Raw genomic sequence first — 11,161 nt, 5'->3', positions numbered from 1 at the left:
GCGGCTGCTGACCGGTCCGGTGGATCGGCTACAATCGGCTCTCGTGGCCTTGACCGGTTCGTTCGGCCGGCAACGGCGCTGTTTTTCGATTTTCGCGGGATGAAGCGCGGTCTTGGATCTGAATCATCTGAAAACATTCGTCGAGGTCGCCCGGCACGGCACGATTTCGGGCGCGGCCCGGGATCTCGGTATCCCGAGTTCGACGATCAGCCGGCGGCTCAACCGGCTCGAGGCCGATCTCGAAACCCGGCTCGTCCTGCGCAACTCACGTCATTGCAGCCTGACCGCAAGCGGGCAGCTGCTCCACGATCACGCGGCGGCGCTGATCGATGAGCTGCTTGAATCGAAAAGCATCGTCCATGAGAGCCGGGGCCGGTTGAGCGGGCGCATCCGTGTCTCGATACCGACCGAGTTCGGTGTGGCCTGGCTCAGCGACGTGATCGCCGATTTCGCCGCGGCCCATCCCGATATCGATCTGGCGTGCATCACGAGTCTGCCGTCGCTGGATCCCGTACGACGCGAAATTGATGTCTCGATCGCCTATTCGCGGGGTATGCCGCAGGACAGTGGGCTCGTGATGCAGCGTCTGCTGATGCTGCCGAGCGCCGTGGTCGCCGCCCCGGATCTGATCGCCGCCCGCGGCCGGCCGACGCGCGTGGCCGAGCTTCGGTCGCTGCCATGTATCTCGACGCTCAGTGCGTTGCAGGCCAATCCGTGGCAGTTCATGGGCGACGATGGTCAATGCTTCGCCATCGAGGTGGCAGCCGGCTACAAGGTCGATAGCAGCCGCCTGCTGATTGGCGGTGCCCTGCGCGGCATCGGCTATGCGGTGATTCCGAAGGCGTTCATCGCGAACGAGCTGCAATCCGGCGCGCTCGTTGAACTGGCGCTGGACGCACGACCGGCGCCGCTCGAGATCGTGGCCGTGCTGCCCGGACGCAAATATGTACCGGCGCGCATCAAGGCTTTGGTCGAGGCCATCGGGTCGGCGTTGCAGGCCCGGGGCATCGAGCCGATCTGACCGTCCGGCCCGTTGCCGCGGCACGGTGGCTCAACGCATGTGCACGGCCGTGACCTCGATTTCGACGAGCATTTCGGGCCAGGCCAGACTGGCGACAGCCACTAGGGCCTGTTGATGTGTCGTGCGAGTCCGCGCCAAGCGCTGTTCTGCGGCAAGACGAGGCGTAGCACGCGCCGCGCAGTCGTTCTGCGCCAGCGTGCTAGAACGCTGTATTGCCGCAGAACAGCGCTTGTCCCTTTGGGTTGGGCCGCAAATCGCGCCCTGCGGCGTTTCGAGCCTTGATCATGGCACGCCACGATCGGCGACTCGCGCCTTGCCGGACACGATTTGTGGCGCCAACGCGGCGCTCGAACGACACATCAACAGACCCTAGGGAATGCACCGGCATGGCCAGTCCAGCGAAGTATTCAGCCTGGACCTGTTCGTAGATGTCCTTGTGACGCATGTCCGTCAGATAGACCACGATGCGCCCGATTTCGCCGAGATGGGCGTTGTTGTTCGCCAGAATGGTCTGGATGCGCTGATAGGCATACCGGGCCTGGGCGCCGATGTCGCCCGGATGTTGTATGGCGCCGGTCTCGATGTCTTCGGACCCCATGCCGGAGACAAAGATCAGATCGGCGGGGCCGAGATTGCAGACGGCGCAATCGGCAAACAGATCGCGGTTCCAGGGGCTGTATTGCTTGTCCATCAATAGGGGTCGTCGGGTGCGGCAGGTTGGGACGTCGAGCCTGGGGCCTCAACCACACTTGACGTCAAGCCGGGCACGAATCCGCATGGCGGCGGGCGGATCAGCCCGCAAAGCGCGGTTCGGGGCAGAGCACGGCGATACGGGGCCAGGCATCGGCGACATCCTCGCCGGTGGCCGCACGCACACCGCGTAGATCGTGCGGGTAGACCACGCCCTCGGCCTCGCGGGCCCGCACGCCGTGAAATTGGCCGTTGCTGGCCCGCAGGATCCAGCCGCTGTCCTGGCAGTGATCGCTGACCAGATAGACCGCCCCGGGCGCGATGCTTTCCGGCGTCAGTTCCGACGGCGGCCGGTCGATACCCCACATGCGGGTCTTGGCCACCGGCGAGATCGCATTGACCTGGATATCATGCGTCGCGCCTTCGGTGGCCAGCGCATGAACTAGCCCGACCGCGGCTATCTTGGTGCTGGCATAGGCCGCGAGGCCGGACCGGGCATACTCGGGGTACAACGCGCGATCGGATGTGGTCAGCAGAATGCGGCCGTACTGTTGTTCGACCATCGCAGGCCAGGCTGCCTGGGCAAGCCAGGTCGGTGCCGAGAGATGGATGGCGATGGCGCGTTGCAAAAAATCCGGTGTCAGCGCCGCGATCGCTTGATAGCCCACCCAGCCAGCGTTGTGCATCACGACATCGAGTCGGCCGTGCGTGGCCACGATCCGTGCGACGAGGCGAGCACAGCCGTCCCGGGTTTCGATGTCGTCATGCGCGGCCGTGGCGCGCAGGCCGGCCTCGACGAGGGCGGCTGCCGCCCGGTCGGCAGGCGCCGGGTCAAAGCCCTGGCCGGACGCATCGGTGCCGCGATCGTGGATGATGACGTGAGCACCGCGACGGGCGAGATCGTGGGCGCAGGCCCGGCCGATGCCGCGGGCTGCGCCGGTGACAAGAACAACGCGCGTGCTGAAGTCGAGCATGAGGGAATCCGTGTTTGAAACGTCGACCCACGGTAGGTCGGCCGTTCGACGGCCGGCCAATACCGTTGCCGTCGCGTGGTGATACGGCCGGGATATCAGCCCGGCGGCGGCCCGGCGAATGCAACGAGATTGGCCAGCGCCGGGGTTTCCCGTTCCGCACGCCAGCACCAGCACAGTTCGAAGACTGCGTCTGCCGTGGTGATGGGGCGATAGACCACATCCGGTCGATGCACGCCGGCCATGCTGGCCGGCACGATCGCGACCCCGACGTCGGCGGCCACCAGGGCGATCACGCCGTGCATCTGTTCGGCGTGCTGGACGATCCGCGGTTCGAAGCCGGCCCGAAGACAGAGATCGACCGCCCGTTGGTAGAAGCCGCGTCCTTCGTGCGCTGGCCAGAACACGAAGGACGCCTCGGCCAGGTCTTCGACGGCGAGCATCGGTTTGTCGGCCAGCGGATGCTCGCGTGCAATTGCGATCGCCAGACAGTCGGTATCGAAATCCGCGAACGATAGATCGGTGCTGTCCGCGATCGGCGGCAGGACCAGCGCCAGATCCGTCTCGCCCTGTCGCAGGGCTGCAATCTGTCGGGCCGTCGTGCGTTCCTCCAGATCGAGACCGACCGCCGGATAGGCCCGGCGGAAGGTCCGAACCGTCTCTGGAAGGCGGCCGTACATCGCACTGCCGACATAACCGAGCCGGACGCGGCCGCGCACGCCGTGTGCGGCGTCGCGGGCGGCCGGTGCACACTGCGCGGCCTGGGCCAGCGTTGAACGGGCCTCGACGAGCAGGGCAGCGCCGGCCGCGGTCAGGGTGTTGTGTCGGTTGCCACGCACGATCAGGGCCTCGCCGATATCGGCCTCGAGTCGACGGATCGCGGCGCTGAGCGGCGGCTGCGACATGTTCAGGCGTCGCGCTGCCCGATGGAAATGCAGCTCTTCGGCCACGACGACGAATTGGCGGAGTTGTCGGAGTTCGATCATGGGCGTTGGGAGAGGACGATGCGCCGCGCGTCCGAGGCGCTTGCGAGGGCCTGGTGCCGACGATAGCCGATGAGAGGCCGTCGCGGGGCCCGCGATATGTCGGGGCGAGAGCCCAGTGATGTTTTGTGCGAGCGCAGTGTTTCCGCCTACGAATCGTGTCCGGCAAGGCGCGAGTCGCAGGCGCCCCGAAATCAAAGGCAGGGCGACAATCCCGCGTGCCAGTACTTACACACGGGATGCATGCGATGCCTATTCCTGCCGGCCCAAAGCCGATTGCAGGCAGCACTTGGCGCGGACTCGCACGAAACATCAACAGGCCCCAGGCGAAAGACGGCCTCGGATCGACCCGGCATCGGCGGATGCGCATGCGGTTTCGGTGTCGGCGGCCTACACTGAAATCCGCTGCCGGCCGCTCGTGTTCGAGTCCTTATCATGATTTTTGCCCCCCTACCGTCACTCGCGCTGGCCGTCGTGCTGACACTCTCGCAGATCGCGTTGCTGCTGCTCGTCGTCGGTCTCGTCGCGCTGTCGATCAGCCGTCGATTTCGAGCGTTTGCCGGGCGACATCGATGGGTTCGCGGATTCTCGCTCGGTATTCTCGGCGTGTTCGGTCTGCCGTTTGTCGCCACCCAGCTCTTTCTCGGCGTCTATATTCTGGGCGGCGCGATCCACCATTACGTGCTGCGACGCACCACGCTCGATGCCCCGCGCGTGATCGCCGGCCAGCCGATGCCGGCCGGTACGCGGCTTGTGCTGCGAGAGCCGGACGAGCCGGCCTCGTTTCGCGCGGCTCGTTTTCCCAAGCCGGTCTCGGTGTATGGGTTCCGCGCATCGCGTATGGAACGCCATTTCCGGTCAGTCAACGGGGCGCAAGGCCATGTACCGGATCGCGCGACCGTCTATCTGGCTGTCGACCAGTCGTGGGCCGGCTGGCGCTGTCGGGCGGGCACACCGGTTGCACTCGATCTGCACGCTGACGGCAGCCCGGGCACGATCCGGCGCTGCGTGCTCGCTGCCGATCAGCAGGCCGACGGGATCCGGCTGCCGGCAGGTAGTGCACTGCGGGCCTCGGAAGGCGCGCGCTATGTCTCGGGTCGCCGCGGCGCGGATCGTTGGATCATCGATACCGCCGATGACCGGACGACGATCATCGCCGGTGCCCGTCTGACGGTGCGCCTGGCACTGGATGCCGACCGTCGTGTGCTGTCTGCCGGCGGTGCGCTGACGGCCCCGTTTTCACTCGGCCCCATGCATTATCCCGAGGGAACCGCCGTACGGCTGACTTTCGACGGCGCGCGTCCGCGCCCGGCGCGGTGGCTCTTCAGCCCGTCACGCGGTGCGGTCGCCCGGCGCGACGACGGGCCCGACGTCGATTTCGGCTGGGCCGTGGCGCATGACCGTAATGGCCGTGTCACCGAGCGACTGACGAATGAGGCCGCCGGTTTCCGTCATATCGTGCCGTTACGCTAGGGCCTGTTGATGTTTCGTTCGAGCGCCGCGTTGGAGACCGCAAATCGTGTCCTGCAAGGCGTAAGTCGCCGGTCGTGGCCTGCCACGATTCAGCTTGGCCATGCCGTAGTACGCCGATAGCCGATTTGTCGTGGGCGGCTCAACCGCGCGGGGCCCGGCTCAATGGGCCCTGGTCGCCGCCGGCGCCAGCTCGCGCAGCAGGAACGCATAGATCAGCCCGGTTTCCTCGAGCGCTGCGAAACGGCCGGGCAGACCGCCGTGGCCGGCGGCCATATGGGTCTTGAGCAGCAGTGTATTGGTGTCGGTCTTGGTAGCCCGGAGTTTGGCCACCCATTTGGCCGGCTCCCAGTAGGTCACGCGGGGATCGGACACGCCGGCGATCACGAGCAGGGCCGGATAGGCCTGGGCGGTGACGTTCTGATATGGGCAATAAGACCGGATGGTCGCGAAGGCGTCGGCATCGTCACGCGGGTTACCCCATTCGGGCCATTCCGGCGGTGTGAGCGGCAGACTGTCGTCCATCATGGTATTGAGCACGTCCACGAAGGGCACGTCGGCCACGGCCGCGCCGAACAGCTCCGGCCGTTGATTGACGACGGCCCCGACCAGCATGCCGCCGGCGCTGCCGCCGTGGGCGGCGATGCGCCCGGCGCCGGTGTAGCCGGTCTCGATCAGGTGTTCGGCCACGCGAATGAAGTCGGCGAAGGTATTGGGTTTACGGGCGAGCTTGCCTTCCCGATACCAGCGATAACCGCGTTCCTTGCCGCCCCGGACGTGGGCGATGGCGTACACGAAGCCGCGATCGATGAGCGAGAAACGGCTCGCCGAGAACGCCGCCGGCTCGGAGATGCCGTACGCGCCGTAGCCGTGCAGCAGACACGGCGCGCTGCCGTCGAGCGGCGTGTCCTTGTGATGGGTGATCGTGATCGGCACCTGCTCGCCGTCGTGTGTCTCGGCGGTCGACCGGCGGACGATGTAATCGTCGGTATCGAAACCGCTGGGGACCTGGCGTTGCTTGCGCAGCGTGCGCGCGCGCGTGGCCATGTCGTAATCGAAGGTCTCGTCCGGGGTGTGGGGCGCGCTGTAGAGAAAACGCAGGGTCGATGTGTCGTACTCATAGCCGACCGACATGCCCAGCGAATAGGCTTCGGCCTCGAAAGCGATGGCGTGATCGGTGCCGGTCTGCTTGTCCGTGATGATGATGCGCGGCAGGGCATCGGCACGTTCCATGCGCACGCGAAAGCGCGCCAGTTCGACGTGGTCGAGGATCAGCCGACCGGGCTGGTGGGGCACGAGTTCTTCCCATTGGGCTTCGTCGGGGGCCTCGATCGGTGCGCGTACGAGACGGAAATCCTCGGCTTCGCCAGCATTGGTCAACATCACGAAATGCGTGCCGTTGTCGTCATCCACGCTGTATTCGCGACCGATCTGGCGGGCGGCAATCAGCGCCGGGGCGACGTGCGGCGTGGCTGCCGGGATATAGCGGGTCTCGCTCGTGGCGTGATCGTGGGCATGGATGAGCAGGTAACGGCCCGACTGGGTTTCGCCGAGGCTGACGAAAAAACCGGGATCGGGCTCTTCGTAGACGAGCTCGGCGCTGGCCTGGTCGGCCCCGAGCGGCAGTCGCCAGACACGACACGGCCGATGATTGTCGTCGAGGGTAACGTAGAACAGCGTCTGGCTATCGGCCGACCAGGCGACTGTGCCGGTGGCATTATCGATCGGCGGCTGGATCTCCACGCCGGTGTCGATATCACGGACATGAATCGTGTAGGCCTCGGAACCCCGCTCGTCGAGCGCGAAGGCCAGACGGCTGTGATCCGGACTGTGGTCGACCGCGCCGAGCGAGAAATAGGTCCGGCCCTCGGCTTCGGCATCGCCGTCGAGCAGGATCGTCTCGCCATCGAGCGCCTCGCCGGGCCTCGCGGAGCCGTCGGCGCTGCGCGGCGCGCGACAGAAGATCGGATGCTGGCCGCCCTCCCGGAAACGCACGTAGTAGACATGGTCGCCGTCCGGCGTGGGGACGCTGGCATCGACTTCGGCCATGCGGGCCCGCATTTCGGCCACGAGCCGGCGCTGCAGATCTTCGGTGTCGGCGAGCACGGCTTCGGTGTAGTCGTTCTCGGCATCCAGATGGGCCCGGATGTCAGCATCGAGCCGTGCCGGATCCAGCATGGCCTCGCGCCATTGGGCATCGCGCAGCCAGGCGTAGTCGTCGGCCAGGTCCGCGCCGTGAATCGTGGTGGGATGCGGCTGACGCGCGGCCAGGGGCGGCGCCGGCAGAACGCGGTCACGGGGAGTGGATTCGGACATGAGATACCGGCTCGAACAAATGGATACGCCAACCAGGCGTATCGCACAAGATGTGTGGTCCGGCCGGCCGGTTCAAGCGCTGCGCGTGAGATCGCCACCGGCAATCGGTCGCTACGGGCTTGGCGTGCGCCGATACGCGGCGGATGATGGTGCCACGGCGACAACGGAGAATCGAAGCATGCAGCGCGAGATCGCAGATGTGATCGTCGAATGTGTTCAGGGCGATATCACCCGCCAGGCCGATATCGATGTCATCGTCAACGCAGCCAACAAGCAGTTGCAGGGGGGCGGCGGAGTCGACGGCGCTATCCACCGGGCAGCGGGGCCGAAACTGGTGGAGGCCAGCCGGGCGCTTGCGCCGATCGAGGCCGGCGAGGCCGTGATCACGCCCGCCTTCGACCTGGCCAATCAATGGGTGGTCCACTGTGTCGGTCCGGTTTATTCACAGAACCCGGCGGTGCCCCGGCAGTTGGCGGCCTGCTATCGACAGGCGATGCGCCTGGCCGAGGGCAAGGCCGCGGCATCGGTCGCCTTCCCGGCCATATCCGCCGGCATCTACGGCTATCCGCTGGCCGAGGCCGCCACGATTGCCGTGGAAAGCGTGGGTGAGGCAGCGCGCGAGGCGGTATCGGTCAGACAGGTTCGTTTCGTACTATTCTCGGAAGATGCCTTCGATGCATTCGCCGAAGCGTTATCCACACTCACTTGAGCCCGGTTGCACGTGAAACGTGCCCAGACAAAGGGCTTTTCCCATCGGGAGCCGACGATCATGGCCGAGACCACGCACGACACGCTGATCGCATGGCTGCAGGAGGCCCATGCCTTCGCCCAGCACGGCGAGACCATGCTGGGTGGCCGGGCCGAGGCGTTGTCCTCGGATTATCCGGTCCTGTCGAATCGACTGAACGAGCATGTCGCCGAGACGCGTCAGCATCGGCGTGAGATCGCACAGCTGCTCGACGATCTTGGCGCCGATACGTCGACCGCCAAGGACATCGGCGGCAAGCTGTCTGCGCTGGGTCATTCCTGGGGCACGCAGCTCAGCGGCGAGACGCCGGTCCAGGCCGTGGCCGCCAGCATCGCCTTCGAGCATTTCGAGATCGCCAACTACCGGGCCTTGATCGCGGTTGCCGATATCGCCGAGGCCGGACAGGTCAAGGCCACGCTCGAATCGCTCGTGGCCGACGACGTCGCCATGTCGCAGTGGCTGGATGACACGCTGATCGACATTACCCGTCGTTATGTCGGTGCCTAGACGTCTCGTCCCGAGATAGGTGACCGCCTCAGTGGCCGAGCGGCGCCCCGCGGCGTTGTAGACTTCGCGCGGGGCGTGTCTTGCCCGACGCCACGGGCGCGGCGCACGCGCGACGTGTTATTAATCCGGCACCCAAACAGCTGACGACGTCAGCTGTTTTCAACGCCGTCGAAAAAAACGCCGGCACTTGTCCGTCTTTTTATTTTCAATGGCTTCACGGCCGTTGGCCGTGGCGCGCGTGCTGTCGCACACGTGCGTTATCAACCCGAAAACTCATCTATTTTTATGCCGGGTTCATAACAGGCCCTAGTTTGAGGCGGCCGATCGATTGGCCAGATGCGCCCGTGGGGCACGCATGATGTAATCATCCATCACGAACCCCTGCCCGATGGGTTTCACGTCCGTGTCGCAGATCGCAAAGCCCATCGCCTTGTAGGCCGTGATGGAGCTGTCGTTGTGTCGGTTGACCCGTAGGGCCATTTTCTCGGCCGACCAGAATTCATCGATCTGCCAGGCGGCGCGCTCGACCAGACGCCGCCCGACACCGAGATTGCGGGCCTCCTGGGCGACGTATAGCTTGTCCAGCCAGGCACAGTCGGGCTCGGACGGCTCGGGTGGGCTGACGGCGGCGAACCCGATTGCCCGCTCCCCTCGCATGGCCAGGGTGAAGCGCTTGCCGGCCTCGTGATCGCGCATCAGGGCCTCGTCCGAGTAGCCCTCGGCGAGCATGTATTCGACCTGGGCCTGGCCGATCAACGGCACGTAATGTTGTTGCCAGATAATGTGGGCCAGCGCCGAAAGATCGGCCAGACGTTCCGGTGTGTCCGCATCGAGCAGATGGATCGGGGCGGGCGCATTCACGTTGATTTCTCCTGTCCTGTGAGCCGGTCCCGCAGGGCATCGGCGTAATCACGGTCGGCGAGCAGCGCGCGGCCGCGGGGTGACTGCGACAATTGCAGTTCGAGCCGGCGCGCTCGGCGCGCTCGGCGCGTCAGGCGCCGGTTCTCCTCGGAGTCCGGTGCGGCGTGGGCGAGTAGATCCTCGACCTCGCGCAACGCCTGCCGGCTCGCCATTTCCGGCGGAACACAGCCGGCGTTCTTCAACAATCGATAGCCGGCACGTAGCTGTTCCGGGACGTGGCGGGCCTCGTCCGGCGGCAACGGCCGTCCGGCGCCGGGCAGATCGTCGAAGGCGCCCTGTGCCGCGGCGGTTTCGATATGGGCGTCGGCGAGTCGGTCGAGTAGGCTCATGACAGGTAAGTATAACGGCCGTTTGCAATCGGCAAGGTTAGGCGAAAAGACATGGCAGAGTTTCTTGCGCCGGCGCTGCAGGGCGCCGATATCGTCGATACGGTGGAAGCCAATGGCCTGACGCTGGCCTACGAGCAGTTCGGTCGCACGCGGGATCCAGCGCTCGTGCTGATCGTCGGTCTCGGCATGCAATTGCGTGCCTGGCCGGACGCCTTCTGTCGGGCACTGGCAGATACAGGGCTACGCGTGATCCGGTTCGACAATCGCGATATCGGTCTGTCGACGCAGATCAAGACGGCACGCCGATATCCGTCGCCGTTCAAGGCCTTCATGCGCGGGGTGGCCAAGCGCCCCATCGGCGCACCGTATCAAATCGAGGACATGGCCGATGACGCAGTGGCCCTGATGGACGCGCTCGAGATCACGGCAGCCCATCTGGTCGGGGTATCGATGGGCGGGATGATCGCCCAGGTCGTGGCGGCGCGTGAGCCGGAACGCGTGAAGACGCTGACTTCCATCATGTCCACCTCGGGTCATCCCAAACTGCCGCGGAGCCGTTTGCGGATTCTGCTGCGCCTGGCGCGGGCGCCGAAAAGCCGAGACGCCGAAGACGTGGCAGCGCACATGGCGCGTACCATGCGTCTGATCGGCAGCCGTGACCCGCGCCTGGCCCGAAGCGAGGAAGACTGGTACAGCGAGTGTCTCAAGAACGCCGAGCGGTCATATGCCCCGGCCGGCACCCATCGCCAGATGCTCGCCGTGCTCTCGGCTCGTTCGCGGCGGGATTTGCTGTCGGACATTCGCCAGCCGGCCCTGGTGATCCACGGCCGCGACGATCCGCTGCTGCCGGTCGCCCATGGGCGGGATACTGCGGCCTGGCTGCCGAATGTGCATTACGAGGAGGTCGACGGCCTGGGCCATGATCTGCCGCCGCGCCTGTTGCCGCGCTACGTCGGCTGGATTCGTGATCTGATCGATGGCGAGCTGGTGATGCATCGAGGCGAGGCGCTGGAACGCAAGGCGGGCTAGGGCCTGTTGAGGTTTCGTTCGAGCGCCTTTTCGTCGAGAGACCGCCGTGTGTCCGGCAAGGCGCGAGTCGCCGATCATGGCGTGCCACGATCCAGACTCGCAACGCCGCCGGGCGCGATTTGCGGCCCAATCCGAAGGGACAAGCGCTGTTTTGCGGCAATACAGCGTTCTAGCAG

The 11,161-nt window shown here is 65.8% G+C and carries 11 protein-coding genes; 5 read left to right on the top strand and 6 right to left on the bottom strand.

Annotation, left to right across the window (positions count from 1 at the left end; genetic code table 11):
• The first annotated feature begins 112 nt into the window (after positions 1 to 112).
• Positions 113 to 1,021, top strand: coding sequence for a LysR family transcriptional regulator (locus D3260_RS15290; RefSeq protein ID WP_120099477.1), 909 nt, complete (start codon positions 113 to 115; stop codon positions 1,019 to 1,021).
• A 199-nt stretch (positions 1,022 to 1,220) separates the two neighbouring features.
• Here D3260_RS15290 and D3260_RS15285 read toward each other — a convergent pair whose 3' ends face one another.
• The 3 genes from D3260_RS15285 to D3260_RS15275 all read right to left on the bottom strand — a co-directional run bounded on the left by D3260_RS15285 (position 1,221) and on the right by D3260_RS15275 (position 3,668).
• Entirely contained in the window at positions 1,221 to 1,712 is a 492-nt protein-coding gene (locus D3260_RS15285) for a RidA family protein (protein WP_120099476.1), read from the bottom strand.
• A gap of 100 nt (positions 1,713 to 1,812) precedes the next feature.
• Complete coding sequence (locus D3260_RS15280; RefSeq protein ID WP_120099475.1) at positions 1,813 to 2,685, bottom strand: SDR family NAD(P)-dependent oxidoreductase; 873 nt, start codon at positions 2,683 to 2,685, stop codon at positions 1,813 to 1,815.
• Between the two features lie 95 nt (positions 2,686 to 2,780).
• Positions 2,781 to 3,668 (bottom strand): LysR family transcriptional regulator, encoded by an 888-nt coding sequence (locus tag D3260_RS15275; protein WP_120099474.1) that lies wholly within the window; start codon positions 3,666 to 3,668, stop codon positions 2,781 to 2,783.
• A 432-nt stretch (positions 3,669 to 4,100) separates the two neighbouring features.
• Between D3260_RS15275 and D3260_RS15270 the strand changes: the two genes are divergently transcribed.
• Positions 4,101 to 5,138: a hypothetical protein gene (locus tag D3260_RS15270; protein WP_120099473.1), complete on the top strand. Its 1,038-nt coding sequence runs from the start codon at positions 4,101 to 4,103 to the stop codon at positions 5,136 to 5,138.
• A 159-nt stretch (positions 5,139 to 5,297) separates the two neighbouring features.
• Here the strand turns inward: D3260_RS15270 and D3260_RS15265 are convergent, their stop codons facing one another.
• A complete protein-coding gene (locus tag D3260_RS15265; RefSeq protein ID WP_120099472.1) occupies positions 5,298 to 7,451 on the bottom strand; it encodes a S9 family peptidase in 2,154 nt (717 codons plus the stop codon).
• 178 nt (positions 7,452 to 7,629) lie between these two features.
• Between D3260_RS15265 and D3260_RS15260 the strand changes: the two genes are divergently transcribed.
• Both D3260_RS15260 and D3260_RS15255 read left to right on the top strand, forming a co-directional pair.
• Complete coding sequence (locus D3260_RS15260) at positions 7,630 to 8,160, top strand: O-acetyl-ADP-ribose deacetylase (RefSeq protein WP_120099471.1); 531 nt, start codon at positions 7,630 to 7,632, stop codon at positions 8,158 to 8,160.
• Positions 8,161 to 8,220: 60 nt separating this feature from the next.
• Positions 8,221 to 8,706, top strand: coding sequence for a DUF892 family protein (locus D3260_RS15255; RefSeq protein ID WP_147418225.1), 486 nt, complete (start codon positions 8,221 to 8,223; stop codon positions 8,704 to 8,706).
• 306 nt (positions 8,707 to 9,012) lie between these two features.
• On the opposite strand, the gene D3260_RS15250 is transcribed toward D3260_RS15255, so the two are convergent.
• Positions 9,013 to 9,567, bottom strand: coding sequence for a GNAT family N-acetyltransferase (locus D3260_RS15250; RefSeq protein WP_120099469.1), 555 nt, complete (start codon positions 9,565 to 9,567; stop codon positions 9,013 to 9,015).
• Positions 9,564 to 9,956 carry a DnaJ family domain-containing protein gene (locus D3260_RS15245; RefSeq protein ID WP_120099468.1) on the bottom strand — a complete coding sequence of 131 codons (393 nt, stop codon included), beginning with the start codon at positions 9,954 to 9,956 and terminating at the stop codon, positions 9,564 to 9,566. The genes D3260_RS15250 and D3260_RS15245 overlap by 4 nt, the downstream gene beginning before the upstream one ends.
• A gap of 51 nt (positions 9,957 to 10,007) precedes the next feature.
• Between D3260_RS15245 and D3260_RS15240 the strand changes: the two genes are divergently transcribed.
• Entirely contained in the window at positions 10,008 to 10,985 is a 978-nt protein-coding gene (locus tag D3260_RS15240; RefSeq protein ID WP_120099467.1) for an alpha/beta fold hydrolase, read from the top strand.
• Positions 10,986 to 11,161 lie beyond the last annotated feature (176 nt).

Source organism: Salinisphaera sp. Q1T1-3 (genome assembly GCF_003602005.1).
In the GTDB taxonomy this organism is placed as follows: domain Bacteria; phylum Pseudomonadota; class Gammaproteobacteria; order Nevskiales; family Salinisphaeraceae; genus Salinisphaera.
Note: the sequence above shows the minus strand (reverse complement) of the source record. Positions and strands in the feature narration are given on the sequence as shown.